Annotated in this window: 15 protein-coding genes; 11 read left to right on the forward strand and 4 right to left on the reverse strand. The window is 34.6% G+C overall.

What is annotated here, in order from left to right:
- Positions 1-27: 27 nt before the first annotated feature.
- A complete protein-coding gene (locus tag EMN46_RS16495) occupies positions 28-5,358 on the forward strand; it encodes an HYR domain-containing protein (RefSeq protein ID WP_154201921.1) in 5,331 nt (1,776 codons plus the stop codon).
- A gap of 172 nt (positions 5,359-5,530) precedes the next feature.
- On the opposite strand, the gene EMN46_RS16500 is transcribed toward EMN46_RS16495, so the two are convergent.
- Positions 5,531-6,223, reverse strand: a complete 693-nt coding sequence (locus EMN46_RS16500) for a YjjG family noncanonical pyrimidine nucleotidase (RefSeq protein ID WP_154201922.1) — start codon at positions 6,221-6,223, stop codon at positions 5,531-5,533.
- A 674-nt stretch (positions 6,224-6,897) separates the two neighbouring features.
- Between EMN46_RS16500 and EMN46_RS16505 the strand changes: the two genes are divergently transcribed.
- From EMN46_RS16505 to EMN46_RS16540, 8 genes are all read left to right on the forward strand, one after another.
- Entirely contained in the window at positions 6,898-9,768 is a 2,871-nt protein-coding gene (locus tag EMN46_RS16505; protein ID WP_154201923.1) for a hypothetical protein, read from the forward strand.
- An 18-nt stretch (positions 9,769-9,786) separates the two neighbouring features.
- On the forward strand, positions 9,787-10,473 hold the full coding sequence (locus EMN46_RS16510; protein ID WP_154201924.1) for a hypothetical protein: 687 nt from the start codon (positions 9,787-9,789) through the stop codon (positions 10,471-10,473).
- A 30-nt stretch (positions 10,474-10,503) separates the two neighbouring features.
- Positions 10,504-11,334, forward strand: coding sequence for a hypothetical protein (locus tag EMN46_RS16515; RefSeq protein WP_154201925.1), 831 nt, complete (start codon positions 10,504-10,506; stop codon positions 11,332-11,334).
- Positions 11,335-11,362: 28 nt separating this feature from the next.
- Positions 11,363-12,220 (forward strand): hypothetical protein, encoded by an 858-nt coding sequence (locus EMN46_RS16520; RefSeq protein ID WP_154201926.1) that lies wholly within the window; start codon positions 11,363-11,365, stop codon positions 12,218-12,220.
- 86 nt (positions 12,221-12,306) lie between these two features.
- Complete coding sequence (locus EMN46_RS16525; RefSeq protein ID WP_154201927.1) at positions 12,307-13,056, forward strand: hypothetical protein; 750 nt, start codon at positions 12,307-12,309, stop codon at positions 13,054-13,056.
- Positions 13,057-13,078: 22 nt separating this feature from the next.
- Positions 13,079-13,801: a hypothetical protein gene (locus EMN46_RS16530; RefSeq protein WP_154201928.1), complete on the forward strand. Its 723-nt coding sequence runs from the start codon at positions 13,079-13,081 to the stop codon at positions 13,799-13,801.
- A gap of 46 nt (positions 13,802-13,847) precedes the next feature.
- On the forward strand, positions 13,848-15,986 hold the full coding sequence (locus EMN46_RS16535) for a gliding motility-associated C-terminal domain-containing protein (protein WP_154201929.1): 2,139 nt from the start codon (positions 13,848-13,850) through the stop codon (positions 15,984-15,986).
- A 233-nt stretch (positions 15,987-16,219) separates the two neighbouring features.
- The gene (locus tag EMN46_RS16540) at positions 16,220-17,275 is read left to right on the forward strand and encodes a PorP/SprF family type IX secretion system membrane protein (protein ID WP_195715294.1); all 1,056 of its coding nucleotides are present in this window, start codon (positions 16,220-16,222) and stop codon (positions 17,273-17,275) included.
- Between the two features lie 700 nt (positions 17,276-17,975).
- Here EMN46_RS16540 and rsmI read toward each other — a convergent pair.
- Both rsmI and EMN46_RS16550 read right to left on the reverse strand, forming a co-directional pair.
- Positions 17,976-18,689, reverse strand: a complete 714-nt coding sequence (gene rsmI, locus EMN46_RS16545; protein ID WP_154201931.1) for a 16S rRNA (cytidine(1402)-2'-O)-methyltransferase — start codon at positions 18,687-18,689, stop codon at positions 17,976-17,978.
- Positions 18,690-18,775: 86 nt separating this feature from the next.
- On the reverse strand, positions 18,776-19,501 hold the full coding sequence (locus EMN46_RS16550; protein ID WP_154201932.1) for a hypothetical protein: 726 nt from the start codon (positions 19,499-19,501) through the stop codon (positions 18,776-18,778).
- Between the two features lie 344 nt (positions 19,502-19,845).
- Between EMN46_RS16550 and EMN46_RS16555 the strand changes: the two genes are divergently transcribed.
- Both EMN46_RS16555 and EMN46_RS16560 read left to right on the forward strand, forming a co-directional pair.
- Positions 19,846-20,424, forward strand: coding sequence for a thymidine kinase (locus EMN46_RS16555; RefSeq protein ID WP_154201933.1), 579 nt, complete (start codon positions 19,846-19,848; stop codon positions 20,422-20,424).
- Between the two features lie 39 nt (positions 20,425-20,463).
- Positions 20,464-22,932 (forward strand): bifunctional UDP-N-acetylmuramoyl-tripeptide:D-alanyl-D-alanine ligase/alanine racemase, encoded by a 2,469-nt coding sequence (locus EMN46_RS16560; protein WP_229130401.1) that lies wholly within the window; start codon positions 20,464-20,466, stop codon positions 22,930-22,932.
- An 88-nt stretch (positions 22,933-23,020) separates the two neighbouring features.
- Here EMN46_RS16560 and EMN46_RS16565 read toward each other — a convergent pair whose 3' ends face one another.
- Positions 23,021-23,191 carry a DUF362 domain-containing protein gene (locus tag EMN46_RS16565; RefSeq protein ID WP_154201934.1) on the reverse strand — a complete coding sequence of 57 codons (171 nt, stop codon included), beginning with the start codon at positions 23,189-23,191 and terminating at the stop codon, positions 23,021-23,023.
- Positions 23,192-23,238 lie beyond the last annotated feature (47 nt).

The following is a 23,238-nucleotide window of genomic DNA, read 5'->3' on the forward strand; positions in this document are numbered from 1 at the left end:
TTCTTTTTTCTTAAAAACACTAACTGCATGAAACATTTCTACATACAATTCTCTTTATTCGTTTTCTTCCTTTCCCTAAGTGGTTCTCTTTTTGGGCAAACTACTTATAAAATAGATGATCCATCTCCTACGACTTTTGTTCAAACTGGGGATTTTTTCTACGATACGGGTGGAAGTACTGGCAACTATGAAAATTATGAGGATGAATCGATAACTTTTAAATGTGCAGAGGGATCAGTAATTAGGGTGACTTTTACTGAGTTTGAGATTGAGTATGATTATGATTTCTTGACAATTTATGATGGAATTGGAACAGGTGTATCTCAAATAGCTAAATATTCAGGAACGGCAACTTCTAATGTCTTGGTTACTTCAACAGGAAATTCAATAACTTTTAATTTTGATTCTGATATATCCGTTACAAAATCAGGATGGAAAGCTACAATAGAGGTAGTAACAAGTCCATGTTCTAAAGGTTCTAGCCCTATTTGGAGTGAGGATTTTGAAGGCATAAATAAGGGCTGGACTAAGACAGGTAGAATAAGTAAAACGACTTATCCTGCATATGGTTCTGGAGGCAATGGAATTGTAGGGGTAAATCTTGACAATACTGAAGAATGGGTGACCAATAGTATTGATATCTCAAATTTCACAGATATTCGGGTTTCTATGGATCTTGGGTCTTGGGGCAATCAATTGGATGATAATGATTACTTGAGGATTTATTATTCTGTTGATGGAGGAGATGATGTTGAGTTTTTAGTCAATGGGACGCATACAAACGATATATCTGCTCAAACTTCTTGTACAAATATTCCAGATGGTGACGAGTTAACCGTTAAGGTGATAATGAAAAATAATCATAGCAATGAATATTATTATATCGATAATGTTATTGTTACAGGAGAGGCGAAGAGGTCTGATGCTGTTAGTTTAAGTGTGAGTCCTAGTTCTATAGATGAATATGACGGAACTTCAAATATTACTGCTTCTTTAGTCGAAGCTCAAACTTCTGCAGTAACTGTTTATTTAAATTATTCAGGAGCAGATGCTTCCAATTATTCTGCCGTTAGTCAAATTGTGATTCCTGCAGGTGACTTATCTGCTAGTATTACTTTATCTGCAGTAGATAATGATAATGTTGATGGAGATCGAGACGTATTGGTTCAAATCACTTCGGTAGATAATGGGGTAGAAAGTGGAACACAAAGGAAAACGATTACAATCGTTGATGATGATGAACTTTCAGAAATTGAAATTCCTTTTCAACAAAGAACGTCTCAAAATTCACCTGAAACTAAAGTTTATAATATTAAGGGCGATTTTACCATGATTGGTAATACGAATCTCACCTTAAATAATTATCGCTCAGATCGTAACAATAGTAATTATGACATGGAGTATGTTGATGTAGATTCAGATGCTTCGACATTTAATTCTTCTTCTGCGACTTTGACTTTTTCGGAAGAAAATGGAGCAAAGCCACAATGTTCTGACATTATATATGCAGGCTTGTATTGGACAGGTCGGGCTAATTCTGGTTCTATAACATTTACTGAACGGATAAGTGGAATTAATAAAACACTGGATAAACGGAAGGTGTTGATTAAACATGCTGGAGAAGCGTATCAGACAGTGACTGCGAGAGATGAAGATATTCATTATCCGAATGGATCTGGATCAAATATTTATGCAGCCTATGCAGAAGTTACTGATTATGTACAAACAAATGGAATTGGAGAGTATTTCGTTGCAGATATGGCTTTAAGTGATGGTAATGGTGGAAGTACCGGTTTTTGTGGTGGTTGGGGCTTGGTTGTAGTTTATAAGAATTCTAAAATGAAATGGCGCGATGTTACGCTTTACGATGGTTATGCTTATGTAAGTCATTCAGGTGGTGGAAATACATCTTATGATTTCCCAATTTCTGGTTTTAAGGCTGTTCAGAGTGGTGATGTAAACATCAAGTTAGGTTTAATGGCCAGTGAAGGTGATGTTGGTATTTCAGGAGATTTTATACAAATTGAGAGTGCCGATAAAAGCAAATGGACTAGTTTAAGTCATGATGGAAATACCACAAATAACTTTTTTAATAGCTCGATTATTACAGGAGGGAATGATCGTAATCCAAATCTAACCAATAATACAGGGCTTGATATTTCTATGTTTGATGTACCTAATGTTGGAAATTTAAATATTGCTAACGAACAAACTCGTACAAAATTCAGATATGGAACAAATCAGGATGCTTATGCAATTTTTGCCTTGGCAATGGCTGTAGATGCTTATGTGCCAGAGGCAGAGGCTACCAACGCAGTCATGACTATTAATGGAGCACCTATTGCTGATGGATCCATGGTTTTGCCTGGTCAAGAAATAGTTTATCAGTTGGATATCAGAAATAGAGGTACCGAAGTAGTTAATGATTTACGCATTGTACTTCCTATTGCGTATACTACCGATTTTGTTGATTCTGATGCTACGGTAGATTTCTCACCTGCTGTAAACAATTATTATTACGACCCAACGGAGGGGGCAACTGGCTCTATTATTTGGGAAATTGGTAATTTGCCTGTACCCTCGGAAGGTCCCGATCAAATTTTGGGTTCGCTCACTTATACTGTTAAAGTTACCGAAGATTGTTCTATTTTAGGAAATCCCAATTGTAGTCCTTCGGTTGGTATTGGTGGAGGTGGAGGTTCTACTGGTATAGGTGCTAACTCGGGAACATCTATTACGGGTTTTAGTATTATTCAAGGATATGTCACTGATGGGGAGTGTGTTGGTGAACCTATTACGACCCCTATCGAAATACAAATTGATGCTGAAGATTACGTAAAAGCGAATTGTACTACAGAAGAAATTGACTCAGGTCAGGAGTATTTTTTCTGTAATTTGGGTGCCTCAGGATCTATACCTATAGGTGAGGTTAGCGATAACTTTCCTACGGGTTGTCGTTTTTATGCTGATTATCCTATTATTGACGGTACAACTGAAGAGTTTACAGTTTCTAATGATTTTCTTGCTGATGAGGGAACAAAAACTTATTACGCTGTCCCTCCTGGGTACACGTCTTGTTATTATACTTTTAAAATAACTGTTAAGAATATTAGCTCTGTTCCTTTAGTATCAGATGAGACTTATTGTCAAGGAAGTTTTGCTGGTAAACTTGTAGCAACACCAAGTGTGTCTACTTATAAATTGTATTATTATACTGAAGAAACCGGAGGTACACCGCTAGTTAGTTTGATTCCTAATACGGATGTTGTTGGAGTAGACACATATTATGTTGCCGAAGGGGAATCAGCATCTTGTTTGAGTCCAAATCGTGAGCCTTTAGAGGTAACCGTTAATCCTTTACCTGATATCTCAAGCCTTAATTTTTCAGTTTCTTCTCCTGTATGTCTTAATACATCGCCAGATATTACTGTTACTGGTTTACTAGCAGGTACTAACTATACAATTGGTTATAATGATAATGGAACGTCTAAGACACAACTTATAACTACAGATGTGTCTGGTAATTGTACTTTTGCAGCTGGTTCAATTACTACTGATGCAACATACAATATCGAAAGTGTAGCTTTTAATGATGGAGACTCAAATTGTCAAGTTGCTCCTACATTATCAGCTAAGAATTCGATGATAGATAATTCTGGTCCTACTATTTATTATAATTATGCTTTTAATAAAACGGCGATACAGTCTAGTGATAACTACGCTGAAGGAAAAGCTGCTGCTGCGGTGGATGGCAATACAGATGGAGTATGGGGTAATCATTCTGTAACTCATACCCAAAAAGATATTCAATCGTGGTGGCAAGTTGATTTGGGGGCTGAGGAAACTGTAGATTATATTAATGTATATAGAAGAACAGGTTGTTGTACAGACCGTTTGGTGAATTTTTATGTGTTGCTTTCGAATAATGATCTCCAAGCTACTACGCTTGCAGATGCATTAGTAGATCCTAATGTAGAAAGTTATTATGTTGAAGGTGATCCTGGGGATTTAAAACGAATATTAACTTCGGGAAACAATGCTCGATATGTGAAGATTCAACTTACGGGACAAAATTTCCTTTCTCTGGCTGAAGTCGAAGTTATGGGAAGTGATTTAGCCGATATTGAGCTTGATGCAGAGCCGAGTAAATGTTCAGCAATTGCTAATTGGTCAGATCCTGAAGCATCATCAAATTGTGGAACTGTTACTTTGATTTCTAATTACAATAGTGGAGATGATTTCCCTGTTGGGAAAACTACAGTGACTTATACTGCTACTGATGGTACCAATGAAACTACCTCAAGTTTTGATGTGACTGTAAATGATAATCTGGATCCCATAATTAGTAATTGCCCGGAGAATATTACTGTAGAGGCATGTAATAATACAGTTAATTGGACTGCTCCAACTGCAACTGATAATTGTAACGTTACTTTAACAAGTATACATAATTCTGGAGATACTTTTCCTATTGGAACAACTACTACTGTAACCTATACTGCTACTGATGATGTAGGGAATGATACTGAAGTGAGTTTCACTGTAACAGTAAATCCTTCATTTACTGTTGACGCAGGCTCGGATAAAAGAATTTGTCAAGGGGAGTCAGTTACATTATCACCGACAGTTAGCCCAGCAGCTGGCACTTATTCATATCAATGGCGTATAGAGGGTAAGACAGATATATTAGCATCGACTAAAGATTATACTTTTAATGCAGTTGGAGACCCTGATTTAAATTTAAACATTAATTATGAAGTGACTGCTACAGATCTAGCTACATCTTGTTCATCAACTGATGTGATAAGAGTTACTATCTTGTCACTTCCTACTATAACTACAGTTACATCTTCAAATCCATCTTGTCCTGATTTAAGTAGTGGTAGTATTACCTTTAGTTTTCCTGATCATAGCAATAGGTCCAATATAAAGCTTAGTATAGATGGTGGTGTAAGTTATTCGAGTGTTAGTGATAATATCACATCTTCTACATTTACAGGTTTAGTTGCTGGTACTTATGATTTATCGGTTATATGGGGTAATAATGAATGCCCGATAGATTTGGGTGACGTGACTCTAGAATTAGAAAATATATCTGATATGAATTTTAGTTATACTCAATCTGCTTATTGTACTAATGAACTAGATCCTGCACCTAGCATTACCACTGCTGTCGGAGTTTTTACATCAACAGATGGTTTATCGATTGATAGTACAACTGGTGTAATTGATTTGAGTGTATCCACTGCTGGCACTTATGTTGTAACATATACAATTGATGGAGAATGTGGAGGTAGTTCAACTCAAGAAATTACTATTAATCCCACCCCTAAACCAATAGGTATCTTTTTTGAATAAGAGTTGATTATCTATTGGTTTTATTGTCCTACAATTAGGAGCAAATAGAGGATACCAAGCTACAGTTTAGCTTGCTGATTATGACGTAAATTCAGAAGATTATTTGTCTTAAATATAACAAGTCCAAATTTTACAGTTTGGACTTGTTTATTTATATAGTCTACGATTAATTTTAGAGTATGTCTATAAGTTCTTTCAAGTTTTCAACTTCGAAGGTTACTTTCTCAGTGTGTTTTATTTTTTTAGGATTAAAGTAGATGCTATCCATTCCCATATTGCGTGCACCTTTAATATCGGTGTTTAAATCGTCACCAATCATAATACATTCGTCCGGTTTTGCTCCTGTTTGGTTTAAAGCAAATTCGAATATTTGTGCATGAGGTTTGTTGGCTCCAGCATCTTCCGAGGTAATCACCTTGGTGAAATAAGAATCTAATTTTGAATTCTGAAGTTTACGTCCTTGCACTTCGTTAAATCCATTTGTAATAATATGAAGCTTATATGCTTTCGATTTAAGATAGTCTAAGCAAGAATGTGTGTTGGGGAAAATTTCAGTTTGTAAAGGACTTAGATCTAAAAATTCTTGAGCAATCTCTTTCGCAAGTTCAATATCATCCTGTCCAGCTTCTTTAAGCGTAATGTAAAATCTTCTGTAGCTCAATTCTTCTTTTTCAATTCGTTTTTGATAGTAAGCAATCCATAATTTTTTGTTGTGATATTCATACCGTTCTTTAAAAAAGAGGAAATTGCCAAAAGTATTTTGTAAGCCAAAATCTCGATACAGCTGTTTAAGCGTTTTTTCGGAGTTTTTATCAAAATCCCAAAGTGTTCTGTCTAAGTCAAAGAATATATGTTTGTATTTCATGCTGAAGAATTTTTTTTTCAAAGATATGTCTTTCGTACAATTAATGTCATATTATTAGTTATTTGTGCCGAGGGTTTGAAACAAGGGATATGTTTTTTTAGAAAAAAACGGTGATTCCTATTTTTAATGCTTATTATTGTGACTAACGCAGAATTAACATTGATAAGTGGTTTTTTTTAAAAGATGAAGCGATTTCTTTGCATTAGTGTTAAAAAAGTTTAAATTTGGAGCATGGCTAACTCTTGTTTAGTTGGTTTATAACTCTTTAGATTCCTAAAAAATAAATAATTAGGTTTTTTGTGAAGAGCTTTTTTGATACGGCACAAGTGTTTAATATTCAGGTTGTTGGGTTTTTGATACCACATGAATATGTCGTGTTTGTATTGAATTTTTCTCTTAATAAGAGGCTGTTTATCGACCTAAAGACTTGAAGTATAGCTTGTGTACTTACTGCTTTTTTTGATGAAAATAATTGCCAGTAAGTATTGAATGTATATATTTGTCGTCATTTTGATATTTTTTAAGAAAAGTGAAAAGATCAATTTGATTTGTGAAAAAAAATATTATTTTGACTAATTGTTTGATTTTTATGTTATTTTGCATACATTAAACATGTCTAATATAGAGGGAATAAGAGATTCCTTAGTGATTATTTATAATTAAAACATAAGTGTTTGATTAAATTTTTACACATTAAACTCCTACTACTATTTAGCCTGAGCATTCTGTTCGGGCATTCTGCATTTGGGCAAAGCTTTCCAGATTTTGTAGCTACACAAAATGTTTGTGTAGACGAAGCAGTGACTTATTCTGCGTATGGACTTGATGGCTCTCAATTATTTTTTGATATTTATGAAAGTGATGGAATAACGGTTGTTTCGTTGGGTAATGTTCTTACCCTTGTTGGTTCTTCAGTCACTGTTGTTTCAGGAGCAGACTTGTATTACAAGTATGAGAAAGAGGATTATGTATGGACTAAAGCTGGTACTTTTGTTGTTAAGATAAGAGAGAAAACTTCTTCTGGATGTGAGGGAGGGAATACAACGCATTTAACTGTTGTTGTAAGCACTTTACCTAACCAAGCTCTTAGTTTAAATGATCCTTCTATTTGTCCTACGGAAACTGCATCAATACTACTTTCCAATAGTGAATTAGGTGTTAATTATCAATTGCGTTTAGATAGTGATGATAGTAATGTTGGAGCTTTAGTTTCTGGTACAGGTAGTGATATAACCTTTGATGTAAGCCCTGCAGTTACGACGGTGTATAAAGTATACGCTGAGAATTCGGTTTCGTCGTGTGGTGTGGAACTTGATGATAAAAGTACTGTAACAGTAGAAGATTTAGTTGATCCTATTGCAGTTTGTCAAGATATTACAATACAATTGGATGCAACCGGAAATGCTAGCATAACTCCTTCGCAAATAGATAATGGATCAAGCGATAACTGTGGTATCGCATCAATGTCATTATCGAAGACAGATTTTGATTGTGATGATATTGCAAGTGGTACTCTAGAGGTCCCAGATAATTCTGGTAATTATTCCGTGTTTGTTAATATGGAGGCTGTTCGAATAATTCCTACTGGAGTATGGGATGCGAAGTATAATTATAAAGTTGAGATATCTTACGATCTTAGGATCTCTGGTACTAACCCACCTTCTAGCTTATATACTCTTCAAGGCTCTTTGATGTGTAATGGTGAAAGGCAGAGTTTTCCAATGGAAAATTCTAGTGGTTCTTACGTTACGACGACGTATGTTGCCAGTCGTGAAGGAACTGATTCTGATATAGCCACTCCTGAACTTTTAGGATGTGGTGATTTTGAGATTTTGATTGGCGGAGAGAATTTGCCTAATCAAACAATCTCTCTATCTTCAGCTACTGGTGAGGATGTAATTTTAACAGTGAAAGATGTGGAAGGGAATACTTCAACATGTACAGCCAATGTGACTGTTGTAGATAATATAGCCCCAATAATCACTGGAACTCCAGGTCCTGTTGCTTATTCTTGTTCAGGAGAAGTTCCTGCAGGTGATGTTGCTTCAGTAACTGTTACTGATAATTGTGGAGGAATAGTAACTGTAAGTGTAGATGATGATATTTCAGATGTGATTTGTCCTAACCATTATTCTATAACTCGAACTTGGACCGCTACAGATGCTTCTGGCAATAGTTCAACAAGTACTCAAAATATAACGGTTGACGATGATGTTCCACCAACAGCGAGTAACCCATCAAATATTACAATAGAATGTATCGCTAATTTACCAGTGGTAGATATTTCAGTAGTAACTGATGCAGCTGATAATTGTACTGCTAATCCAGTAGTTGCTTTTGTGTCAGATTCAGATGATGGATTAAATAATCCCAAAACAATAACAAGAACGTATTCTGTAACTGATGATTGTGGAAACACAATCAATGTTACACAAGATATTATTGTTGAAGATAAATCTTTACCAGTTTTTGCATCTGCACCAGCAGATGTAACTATTGATTGCATTGATGATGTACCGACGATGACTGATTTGGCATGGACAGATAATTGTGATGTTTCAGGAACTGTAACAGGAAGTGATGCCTCAATTGTAGGATCAAATTGTAATGGAATAATTACAAGAACTTGGTCATATACCGATGGAGGAGGAAATACAGCAACAGTTACTCAAACAATTACAGTATTAGATAATGTAAAACCAACAGCAAGTAATCCAACTCTTGTAACAGTAGAGTGTATTGGAGATGTTCCTGCAGCAGATGTTTCTGTTGTAACTGATGCAGCAGATAATTGTACTGCTAATCCAGTAGTCGCATTTGTTTCAGATTCAGATGATGGATTAAATAATCCCAAAACAATAACAAGAACGTATTCAGTAACTGATGATTGTGGAAACACAATCAATGTTACACAAGATATTATTATCAATGATAATATCAAGCCAACGATAACTTGTCCTGGAAATCAGAATGAGAATTTCACTTCAGACTGTGAATTTACATTACCAGACTACACAAGTTTGGCAGTAGTGAATGACAATTGTGATTCAGCACCAGTTGTGACTCAGAATCCAACGGGAGGAACTGTTGTAACAGCGAATACTACTGTTACTTTAACGGTAACTGATGCAAGTACAAACTTTGAGACATGTAGTTTTGATGTTTTGTTGACGGATAACATTGCACCCGTATTAGCAGATCTATCAGATTTGATTATTGATGATTGTGCGGAAGATGAAAGTGTAATTCCTCAAGTGAAATCATTTACAGGATTAAATTTGGAAGCTTCTAGATATTCAGATAATTGTTCATCAACTTTTACAGTACAATATAGTATTCAATTGCCAGATAATTCTTTTGCCAATGCATTTGGAGCAACTGCAACAGGAGCAACTTCAGCATCAGATCCATCAGGATATAATTTCCCTGAAGGAACATCAATTATTCAATTTAGAGTTTTGGATGCTAGTGGGAATATTTCAAATATAGAAAAATATACGGTTACGGTTAATCATAAACCAACTCCTAGTGGAATTAATTATTAAAAATCAAAAATAGTCAACATGAAAACAAATTTTACAAAACTATTAAGCGTATGCTTTTTCCTTTTCCTAGGATACGGTGCTATGGCACAGGATACTAGGAGCGTTGGAGAAACGAAAACTTATAAGGTAGCTCCAGAGAAGGGGACTAATACCTTAGCATGGACAGTAACTGGAGGCGGAGCTGAAGGAGTTGCTTGGGCGTTAGAAAATTCAACGACTTTAAGCGATGCTTCAATTGATATCCTTTGGATGCAGCCAGGTACTTACACTCTAACCTTTACTGAAACAGAAGCTCATGGTGGATTAGATTGTGCTACCATAAAAACAGCTACAGTAACTGTTGGTTCTGACTTTGATGTGACAATTGCTGATGCAATTAAGGCTGCAGATTGTTCTACTACAGGTACAAACACAGTAGTAACTTTTGTATTGACCAAAACCAATGGCGCACCTGATTGGACTTTTGATTACACAACTGTTGGTTTAGAAACAGAAATTTCAGGTACTAGCGTTCCCGCTTCTGGTTCTACTCATAATTTGGAAATTTCACTTACTAACAAAACAGATGGTGCCGACCAAGCATTTAAAGTTGAAATTACAAATGTAAAAGACAGTTTTGGTAACACAACAGTAACAGGAGATGATGAAACTGCTATAGTTACAATCTACGGTCTTCCTGACACTGGAGATATTACATTTAATTAATAAAGCCGTAACAAAAAAAAATAAAACGATATGAAATCTCTTTTAAAACTTTTAATGGTTTCCCTTGGAGTATTGGTATTTACAAATACTCAAGCGGATAACACGGGTACAACTCCTTTTGCGGGTTCTACACATAAGTATACCGTAGTTAAAGGTAGTATTGCATCGACAAACCTAGCTTGGAGTGTTATAAGTGGTGGTACTGATGGATCAGAATTTAATTATGTATCTTCTGTATTAACTGGAAATTCTGTAGATATTGAATGGATAACTCCAGGTGATTATGTTCTGCAAGTAGTTGAATCTAGAACAGATATAGGGTTTGCTTGTCCAACAATTCGTCAAATTGCAATTAAAGTAAGTACTAATAGCTTTAATGTTTATGCAGAACTTGTATCTACTAAAGAAGAATGTGCAATAGTTACTTCTCCTGTTCTTGATGCTGATGTTCTTGGAGATAACTCTACTGATATTTTTGGAACGACATCACGTGATTTTAAAGTTAAAATGACTGGTGGAGATGCTACTAAGACATGGTCTTTTGATTATTCTTTAACTGATATCGCTGATGCGTTTAAATTAGGAGATGTAACTGCTGTTTCTATAGCTGGTGGAACTGCTACTGGTAATAATGTTGTTGTTGCTGCAGGTGTTAATGAGGTAACTTTCTCTATTAGCTATAGTACAAATAAGAATACTGCTGGAATGAATGGACAGGATACTGATTTCACTATGGAATTAGCTGTTTTGAATGCTAAAGATGAATTAGGAACTCCTGATAGTGACGTAACTGATGGAAGCAATAAAGCTTCTTATATTGTAAAAGCTGTTCCAGCAACTACAGGTATACTTACTGACTAATTATTGAACTCTGATAAAATAAATAGATATGAAAAGATTATTAAAAATAACAATGGTTCTTGCAATTTCATTAATTGCATTTGGAACATACGCAGCGGATGCAATTCACGGAGTTGGTTCTATACACAAGTTTAAAGTAAATGTTGATGCTAGTAATGTGCATCTGACAGATCATATTGGAAATATATATACTTGGGCAGTTTATAAAGCTGATAAAACTACAGCGGCTGTAAGTGGAAAAGATTATTTATTTACTTCTGCAGGAGCAGGAGTTGATGAGAATACTGCAGATATACAGTGGTTACAAGGCGGTACTTTCTTTGTAGAAGTTACTGAAGCAAATGCTGCTGGAGCTTGTACAACTTTAAGACGTTTAGAGATTGAAGTTTCGACTGGTGCTCTTGATTTAATGGTGTCTGCATCAGATGCTGTAGGAACAACCGTTTCTGGTGTTGCTTTAACTAGTTGTAATGGCGGTAGTGGAGCTCTTATCGATAATGTTACTAATGACTTTGGATCAACGACTCGTTACTTCACTGTGAAAATGACTTCAGATAATCAGCCATTTACAACTGGAACTTGGGGATTTGATTTCACACCTTCACCAGCATCAACTGTATCTTCATCAACAGGTGGTACTGTATCAGGTTCAAGTGTTACTGTAGCACCTGGAACTTCTCAGGTTATATTGACTGTTGTAACAGCTAATACTCCTGGTAAATCTCCAGCTAATGATATTACGTTGAACTTAGTTGCTTCAAATGCTTACATTACTCTTGGAACAGTAACAACAAATGAGGATGAAACAAAAAATGGTGCAAATAACACACCAGATTCATTCGTAATAACAGCATCTCCTGAAACTAGTGTGATTGCTATTGACTAATTAATGTAAAGTTTGTTGACTTACATATAGAATCCTTCCCGAACTACGGTTCGGGAAGGTAATTCAAATATAAAAAATAGAAAGAATTGTTAAAAGGTACACTACATAGAATTCTGATTATCGTAATTTTTACGATGGTTGCTTTGGCTTCAGCTAAGGCACAGAGTCCGCATGTAATTTTGCCAGGAAGTACACATAAACTAACAATAACAAATCATGTTGGTAATACTTATGAATGGAAGGTTTATAAGGTAAACGATTGGGCAGATGAGAAAGATGCTTTATTGGCCAACAATGATGGATTAGATGGGGATGATGATTTCCTCTTTGTTGGAGGAGAATTTGAAAAAGCAGAAGTTGAGATTACCTTTTTAAATGAAGGAAAATATTTTGCAATTGCGGAAGAGTTTAACTCAGGAACTAATTTTTGTTCTTCTCGTAGAGCTATACCTATAGAGGTATTGGGAACAAACGCCACAATTGCCTTTAAAGATTTAACATCATCAGATTGTCCTGATGGAGATACAAGTTTCGCCGCTGTTTTAATAGCGGAAATCGATATTGGTATAGATTTGCCAGAAACCAATTACCCTCTAACTGTAACTTATCGAATTACAGGAGAAACAGAGGATAGAACTGCAACAATTACAGCTGCAGATAAATTATTCCATATTGAAGGAATAATTGAAGATATTACTACTGAAACAAATAATACGATAACGATAGTAAGCGCCAAAAATAAATATGGTGGAAAACTTAATGTCGTTTCTGGACAAAATATACATACAAGAACAATTTACAAACAGCCAGTAATTACGGCTATAGAAATGAATTAAAAGAAAATTAAACAAACTAAATATGAAAAATCTACTTACAAAATCGTTTTTAATCCTAGCCGTAGTTTGCTTTGGATTTAGTGCTAACGCACAGGAATTAGCTACTCTTAATAGTACTCATACATTAAAAGTAGGTGCTGATGCAAATATTGAGTTTGCATGGACTGCGATACATTCTGTTTCGGGTACTGTAATAACAAGTACTGATGCGATAGCAAAAGACAATAGTGTTGAGCTTACGTTCACAGAAGTAGGTCTTTGGAATATTACAGTTCAAGGAAAAGATAAAACCACCTTATGTTTAACTGAGCCTATGCTTACAAGCGTTAAAGTTTTTGGTACAGCTTCGGTTATGTTTGCTGACGCAGCTGCGAATGCTGATATGTTAACATGTTCGTTATTAGATGGTGATACTGCAAATGTTAGTGATTTTGAAGTTGTATTTACAGACGGGGTTGCTCCTTTTGAGTTAACATATAAGACCATTGATAAAGATGGTACTGAATCTGCATTATTAACTAAATCTTTTGGTACTGCAGGTGCTACAAGCCCAGTTACTGGAACTATCAGTTTATCTGATTTTGAGAATACAACTCTTGCAAGTCAGGAAACTTCGATTCATATCGTAAGTGCTTTAACTGCCGATAATACTGCTGTAGATCTTTCTACTACTGCATCTGATTTAGTTCGTAAAATTACTGTTCGTACTAAACCAGTTATTACAGATACTATCTCTTTTGAATAGTAGTAGTTCTGAAATTTAATTTAAATCATTAAAAGAATAAAAATAAATGTTGAGAACCTTACTACATAAAACACTGCTTACTGCAATAGCTATCCTCTTAGGGGGATGGGCTGTTGTTGCGCAGCATAATGTAGTAAAGGAATCAGCCTTGAGCTTTAAGGTTGAAGAGGATACATCAATGGATTACCGATGGGAAGTCTATAATGTTGATAAAGGAGAAATTGAGTATAACTTTAGATCAGATACGAATATTACCGAAAAATACACATTTAGTATAGCTGGTAATTATGAGGTGAGAGTTTATCCTATTGATAAATCAACTCGTTGTCTTGGAGAACTCGTGGCTTTCCCGATATTTGTTATTGGCGATGCACCAACTCTTGTTTTCGACGATTTATCTGATGCACAAGTCTGTGCAGAGAGTAATGCCGATAATTCTGATGCCGATATAAATTGTACCCTTAATTATAATGGACCACTGCCATGGACATTCAAATACTCCATTGATGGTAAACCAGCAGTAATACCTGAAGGTGCTGATGAAATAACGACTTTATCATTCGATTTTGTAGTGACTATACCTAATACCACAGGAGGTATGTTGTATCCTAAAATCGAGATTGTAGAAGCGATGAGTTTGTCTGGCATAAAAGTTACCGAAGATGAAGAAAACCATTCAAAAACAATTGGTATTTATCCTCTTCCCGATACGGAGTTTACCGATTATGAGTCTATTGTTATAGCAGGAACTGTGCAAACATATACTGTTATGATTCAGAGACATGATCCAGATATAACACCTTCATCTTCTGAAAGTGCTAAACGTTATGAGATATTCTCTCCAGACGGAACAAGTGTCTTGAATGAAAACACGACCCTATTATCTGATAATATTCATTCAGAATTAACATTTGATGTTCAATGGGGAACAGAATTAGGGGCTAAACAAGTTAAGCTAATCGAAAAAACTGGCTTTAATTGCTATGGAGATACAATATATGCCAATGTAAATATTGTTGAATCTATTCCTTTCGAAGTTGCCTTAAATGAAACCACCAATGCGTGTATAAACGAGAGTGTCGAACTAACACCTGTTGTTACTTCTGATTACGACCAAACATATACTTATTTGTGGAGTACTGATGAAACAGATAAAAGCATAAGCGTTAGCGAAGCTGGATCATATGCCCTTACGGTTACTGGATCAGGTGGAAAATCTATTTATGCAAGTACTACGGTGGTATTTAATCCTCTACCTATTGTCGATCTTGGTTTAGATCGTAATATTCCAGAGGGTGAAAATATTACGCTTGGCGATGAGTTAACTGTAGGTTCTTCATACTTATGGAATGACGGATCTGATACACAAACAATTGATGTTTCAACAGGTGGTGAGTATTGGGTTCAAATTACCGATGCCAATGGTTGTATTAACCGTGATACAATTAATTTAATAGAAGGTAATACTTTAACCGTTTCTCTTGAAACTAATATGGATATATGTGAAGGTGAAACAAGATACATTAGTCCTGCGGTTACTGGCGACGGTATAACTTATAACTGGATTCCAGGTGGAGAAACTGAAAGTGGTATTTATGTAACTAAAAAAGGGACATATTGTGTCGAAGTTTCAGATAATCATGGTAATAAGGAAACTGTTTGTGTTGATGTTTCTATAATGCCAGCTCCAATTGTAGATTTAGGAGACGATATAAAACTTGATGTAGGTGAAACAGTTGAGTTGGATGGTGGAAGTTCTGGTGTATCTTATATTTGGTCAATAAATGAAATTGTATCTCCAGAAGAGATTTCATCTACTTTGGCGGTGAATTCAACAGGAAAATATTCGGTTGAAGTAAGAGGAACCAATGAGTGTGTAGGCCGTGATACCGTTAATGTTTATTCAAAAGGAAGAAGATATCTTCCATCTGGATTCTCACCTAATGACGATAATAAAAATGATGTACTTACAGTAAAACAATATGATAATGTTCAGGCTATAACGTTGATTATTTTCAATCGTGGAGGTCAGAGAATGTTCCAATCTAATAGAATTGATATTGGTTGGGATGGAACTTACAAAGGTGAGTTGCAAAGAATGGATACCTACATATATTACTTGAAAGTAACTTTGGACGATAATTCTACCGAAATACAAAGGGGTGAGGTTACTTTGCTTAGATAATATGTGATAAGTTGTATAATTATTTTGTTAATTAAGCTATACTTTTGATAGAACATATTTTTTAAGTTATGAATAGACAATAAAGTGTAGTCTTCGTTTGAAATTTAGTTGTACTTTAGTGTTTAGTTTTTTTTTTATAAATCTTATTATCCTTCTGCTTTGGTGAATTTTATATGTTCAACTTTTGTATTTATAGAAGGCTGATATTTTTTAAGCTATTCTATAGTTTGAGTATGAATAAATATAAAATACTTTTTAGCGTATTTATTACCCTTCTAGGATTGAAGAGTATTTCTGCACAGCAGGTATATTCGTCTCAGTTTTACGCTATGCCTATATATTTAAATCCCGCACTTACAGGTAATTCCGATTACAATATTAGAGCAGGAGTTAACTACAGAAATCAATGGAATTCAGTTACGACTCCTTTCGTATCTCAAGCTGCTTATGTCGATGGAAAACTCGGTTTTCCCTATTTAGGTGCTTCGTGGTTGGGTGTTGGCGGTGTTATTTTTACAGATAAAGCGGGTACTGGTGGACTGAAAACAAACCAGGTTATGTTAACTACATCTTTAAATAAAAGTTTAAATAAAGGAAATACTTTGTTCTTCCATGGCGGATTAGGTGTTGAATTAGTTAATAAATCGGTTGACTACAATAAACTTGTTTTTGGTGATCAATGGGATGGCGAAATTTTTGGTGATCCTACTGAAGAATTACCTGAGACACAATCCCTATTTTATCTTGATATTTCCTTGGGTGGTGCCGTAACGTATTTTAGAGCGAAAACAAAATACTTTTTTGGCGTAGCTGTTTCTCATATCAATCAGCCCAATGAATCATTCTATGAGATTACCAATAACCTTAAAAGGAGTTATAATTTTCATGGTGGTCTTGAAACGAAATTAAGTCCAAGAATTTATATTAAACCTCAATTTTTGTATAAAGATGAGGTTTTAAATACTGAATTCATGTTAGGAGCGAATTGCTCAATGGAAGCTGGAAAAAAAGGGCTTATATTGTATTACGGACTGTGGTATCGTAATAAGGAAGATATTATTCCAACAGTTGGTTTCCTTAAGAAAAGGTTTAAGTTTATTTTATCCTATGATGTTGATGTGTCTGCCTTAAAGACTACTTCGGCAAGTAAGGGTGGTTTAGAAATATCTTTAACCTACAATTACAACTATTCTAACAGTAGAGATTTGAAGCGATTAGAACGTAAGAAAAAAAGTAAAAAATTAGGAACTAAAGCCATTTCGTGTCCTAAGTTTACCAACGAAGATTAATTTGAAAGCTCAGACTCAATTTTTGAAACTATCCCAAAAGATTCACATAATTACGTAATTTTCATAATTATCAAAATAGTATGTGTTAGTATTTCAATACTGGAAATGATGACATAAATTTTTATTTGGGATCTCGTCAATGTTAGTGTGGCCCATAGGTGAAAAAGGTGTTAAAAACAGAATGCTGTTAGATTCGAGATAATTTTTTTTGGTTTCATCGAGTTCGCTCCGCTCAGTTGAGGAGGCACGAACGAGTTCAGTTCTTTTAATTGACCCAAAAAGATTCACACAATTACGTAATTTTCGTAATTATCAAAATAGTATGTGTTAGTATTTCAATACTGGAAATGATGACATGATTTTTTATTTGGGACCTCGTCAACGTTAGTGTGGCCCATAGGTGGAATAGGTGTTAAAAACAGAATGCTGTTTGATTCGAGATAAATTTTTTCGGTCTCATCGAGTTCGCTCCGTTCAGGTGAGGAGGCACGAACGAGTTCAGTTCTTTTTAATTGACCCTAAAAAATTCACACAATTACATAATTTTCATAATTATTAAAATAGTATGTGTTAGTCTATTAATCCTGTAATCCCGATAGTTATTTGGAAATGACATTCTAGGAAATTGTTAAAAATGAATCTGATACGAGGGAAGTAAGTCGAGTGAAACATCATTTTTAGTTATAAACTAAAATGAGAACTACATTCTATCCTTTTTGATATATTCTTTCTTCTTTTTTTCGATTATTTTTCCACCTACCACAATTACAATTTCACCTTTCACTGTTTTTGCACTAAAATGAGCAATTAATTCAGAAAGTGTACCTCTTTTATTTTCTTCGTAAAGTTTTGTAATTTCTCTTGATACTGACGCTTTACGATCTTCACCAAAAAATTCGGCAAATTGAGTTAATGTTTTGACTAATCGGTGAGGTGATTCATAAAAAATCATTGTTCTCTGCTCTTCGGCCAATTCATTAAATCTATTCTGACGTCCTTTTTTTTGTGGTAAAAAACCTTCAAAACAAAATCTTTCGTTTGGAAGTCCCGAATTAACAAGTGCAGGAACAAAGGCAGTTGCACCCGGAAGACACTCTACTTCAATGTCATTCTCTAGGCAATGCTTTACAAGAAAGAAGCCTGGGTCTGATATGGCTGGTGTTCCAGCATCGGAGATTAAAGCAATAGTTTGGCCAGCTTTTATACGATCAACTATTTGTTGAGAACTTTTATGCTCGTTAAATTTATGGTGAGAAATTAAAGGCTTACTAATTTCATATCGTTTTAATAAAAAACCTGATGTACGTGTGTCTTCAGCAAGAATAACATCTACGGATTTTAATACGTTGATAGCTCGAATGGTGATATCTTCGAGATTTCCAATTGGTGTTGGGACTAAGAAAAGTTTTGACATGAAAAAAAAGTATTGCGATTTTAATTATCTGCAAAGATAAGTAGATTGTGATGATTACTCGTGAAAAAAAGATATTCGTGTTTAATTTATTCGAACTTTCTTTTAATTAGATCATAGAATTGAATAACGTTAACATCTTCACTGTCCCATTTTTGAGATGTGTTGAAATATGAGACGATTTTGGTGTAATCATCTTCCGAATTGATATAATTAATTGCCGACCTGTATGCTTCCGATTTATTTTCAAAAAGTTCTCTAATAAATAAGAATTGATCATTTATTCCGATAGCGGATTGAATGTCGTCTAATTTAGATTTTTTTATTTTTTCTTGTAGGTTATGACCACTTGATTCGTGAAGTTTATCATTTAGAGTCGAAAATATAGGATCTATCTTTTTAATGGATTCTTCTTTTGTATCACGATCTTCTTCATCTTTTCCTTGATCTTCTTCAGAGATAAGCGATTCATTCTTGTTTTCTTGTTCTTTAATCAATGGTCTAGCTTCTGTTACTTCTTCTTCAAGTATTTCTTCAATAACTTCTAGTGCTATTACTTCTTCCTCTTTTTCTTGAATAGGAGGAATAGGCTGTTTTTTTAACTTTATTGGATCTTCTACTGAACTAGTTTCATAAGGATGTTGGCTTAGGTTTGATTTTAGTACGTCAATATCTTTGTTTAAGCTATTTAATCGAGATTCTAGAGAAGGGAATACACTTTTCAAATCATCTTCTTCATCCTGAAAATGAATAATTAAGTCCCTTATTTCGTCTATGTTATTTTTTATGAGTCTAAGAATTAGTTTATTGTTCATTGTGTTTTAAAGTTATTTCGAAAAATATTCAATCATAAAACGGTTCTCTTTTACAACTGATTTAGATAGAAAATGTATTTACTTGCTTTCTTAGTCTGATTAATATGGACTCTTTCAAAATAAGATTTTTTTATATAGTTATTTATCTGAAAAGGCTCTCTAAAAGCTTGTAAATAGGTCTGTTTAATTTCTATTCCTACCTGTTTTCAAAAATAGTATTTTTTAATTAAGTCTTGATTTTCAGCAGTGTATGTTTTTATGATATTATCCTGCAAATTACTAAATTAATTTAGAGCTTTTCTTATTTTTGTGTGAGGAAGTAAAAATGATTAAAGAAAATAAATATGTTTCTTGAAAACGATATTAGTGGTTCAGGTAGTCGAGGATGGATTGAAGTAGTGGCAGGTTCAATGTTTTCTGGGAAAACTGAAGAGTTGATCCGACGTTTGAATCGTGCTAAAATCGCGAAGCAAAAAGTAGAAATCTTTAAACCTAAGGTCGATACGCGTTATTCTGTAGACGAAGTTGTATCTCATAACTCTAACGCTATTAGATCAACACCCGTTGAAACGGCAGCCAATATTTTACTCTTGTCTAGCGATGTTGATGTTATAGGAATAGATGAAGCGCAATTTTTCGACGATGGACTTGCTGATGTTTGTAATGAGCTTGCCAATCAGGGTATTCGAATTATTGTTGCTGGTTTAGATATGGATTTCCAGGGTAAACCTTTTGGTCCGATTCCAGGACTGATGGCAACAGCTGAATATGTAACTAAAGTTCATGCCGTTTGTATGCGCTGTGGTAATTTAGCTCAATATTCACATAGACTTTCAGATACAGAAAAGCTTGTTCTTTTGGGAGAGAAAGACGCTTACGAGCCTTTGTGTAGAGTTTGTTATAATAAGGCTCAACTCGACTAATTATCGAACTGACATAAATTTTAATTTAAAATTTTAATTTTGAATTCATCTCAAGCATATCAGTTGATTCACATTAACCAAATTATTGGTGGAACTTTAATTGGTAAGGGTGATTTTAAAATAGATAGATTATCAATTGATAGTCGAACTCTAGTTTTAGCTTCGAAGACACTTTTTTTCGCCCTAGTTGGCGAACGACATAATGGTCATGATTACATTCAGGATCTTTACAAAAAAGGTATTCGAGCTTTCGTCATAAGTGAAACAATAGATTATAGTCTTTTCGAAGACTGTCATTTTATTCATGTTTCAGATACACTAAAAGCTTTACAAGAACTTTGTGCCTATCAGCGTAAGAAATTTACTTATCCTCTTATAGCAGTGACGGGTAGCAATGGGAAAACAATCGTTAAGGAATGGTTGTATCAAGTGTTAAATCCATTTTACCGTATTGTTAGAAGTCCAAAATCATATAATTCTCAAGTAGGTGTCCCAATTTCTGTTTGGCAAATGAGTCAAGAGGATGAGATTGGTATTTTTGAGGCTGGAATTTCTATGCCCAATGAAATGGAACACTTGCAACATATTATACAACCAACTATTGGGATATTTACGCATTTAGGTTCAGCGCATCTTGAAAATTTTAAAGATTCAAGATCTTTACTTTTGGAAAAACTCAAACTTTTCTCATCCTGCGATTGTATTATCTATTGTAGTGATAATACCCTAGTCGATAGGGAAATTGTTTGTATGTATGAAGAGCGTAAACAATTATTAAGTTGGTCTAAAACCCAAGAAGCAAGCCTACAAATTTTATCAGAAAAATCAGAGGGAAAGTCGACGAATATAACAGCTCTATTTAAAGGAGAGAAAAAGGAGATTAAGCTTCCTTTTTGTGATATTGCCTCAATAGAGAATGCGATGCATTGTTGGTTATGTCTGCTGCATTTGGGATTGTCTGATAAACTTATTTCAGATGGCTTAAGCAAACTTCAGTCTGTTGCTATGCGATTGGAACTGAAGGAAGGGCAAAATAATTGTTTGTTGATAAACGATTTTTATAATTCTGATTTTGGATCTCTTGGTATTGCTTTGGATTTGATGAATCAACATAGCCAGGGAAGAAAGAAAACAGTTATTCTTTCAGATATTTTTCAATCGGGGTTCAAAGTCGAAGATTTATATACTCAGGTGTCTGAATTATTAGCTTTAAATAAGCTTGATAAAATTATTGGTATTGGAAAAAATATTTCTTCACAATTTGAGAAATTTCAAACGGAATCTATTTTTTATCCTACAACTGAAAGCTTTTTAAAAGAAATTGAAACGATTGGTTTTAAGGATGAGATTGTGTTAATAAGAGGTGCTAGAGATTTTCGTTTTGAGCGAATTTCAAGCGCACTTCAATATAAAGCCCACCGTACCATATTAGAGGTTAACCTAACTGCTATGGTGCATAATTTAAACTATTTTAGATCTTTATTACAGCCTAATACCAAACTTGTGGCTATGGTTAAGGCTTTTTCTTATGGAAGCGGTTCTACTGAAATAGCAAACCTGCTTCAGTATAATAGGGTCGATTATTTGGCCGTAGCTATAGCCGATGAAGGTGTCGATTTGCGAATGAGTGGCATTAGTACGCCTATTATTGTGATGAATCCAGAGTTGCATAGTTTTGAAACGATGATTGACTATAACTTGGAACCTGAGATTTATAGCATAAGTGTTTTAAAGAACTTTGAATCTATCCTTAAAAAATCTGGATTGAATAATTATCCTATTCATGTAAAATTAGATACAGGCATGTATCGTATGGGTTTCGAAGATTCTAATTTAGAGGAATTAATTGCTTACCTTAAAGGTAATCCTCAGTTTCATATAAAATCAATTTTTTCTCATTTAGCTGGAGCTGACGAAGCGATTCATGATGAATATACCGAAGAACAAATTAACAAATTTGTAAAGTGGAGTCATCAAATTCAATCGGCATTTTCATATCATATCGATAGACATATTCTTAACACAGCTGGAATTGAACGTTTTCCCAAAGCCCAATTTGAAATGGTCCGCTTGGGAATAGGACTTTATGGTGTTAGTTCAACCAATCAGAATATGTTACAGAATGTGAGTAGTCTTAAAACAAACATATCTCAAATTAAATGGGTCGAGAAAGATCAAACAGTTGGTTATAGTCGTAAAGGAATACTTAATAGGAGAAGTCGCATTGGGGTTATTCCAATTGGATATGCCGATGGTTTTAATCGAAAATTAAGTAATGGCGTGGGCGAGGTAATGGTTAATGGAAGTTTGGCTCCTGTAGTTGGTAATATTTGTATGGATATGTGTATGATTGATTTGACAGATATTGATGCCAAGGTAGGAGATATTGTGACCATATTTGGAGACGACTATCCTTTAAGTAAGATGGCTCAAAAGCTAGATACGATTCCCTATGAAATATTAACCACCGTTTCTCGTAGAGTAAAGCGTATTTATTTTCAGGAGTAAATAATTTCCTGAGTAGAAGTCTAAAAATATAAGCATAAAAAAACCGATGATCTAATCATCGGTTTTTTTAATATCTGTAGATATACGGTTATTCAGGATGAATAGCTTCTACAGGACAAGCGTCAACGCAAGTACCACAATCAGTACAAAGAGTTGCGTCGATAACATAATGCTCATCTCCCATAGAGATTGCTTCAACTGGACATTCTCCTTCGCAAGAACCGCAAGAGATACAATCGTCGTTAATTTTATAAGCCATTGTTTTTATTTTTATAGTGTTAATATTAATACAAATGTAATATCATA

It is taken from the genome of Ancylomarina sp. 16SWW S1-10-2 (assembly GCF_009669305.1).
Classification (GTDB): domain Bacteria; phylum Bacteroidota; class Bacteroidia; order Bacteroidales; family Marinifilaceae; genus Ancylomarina.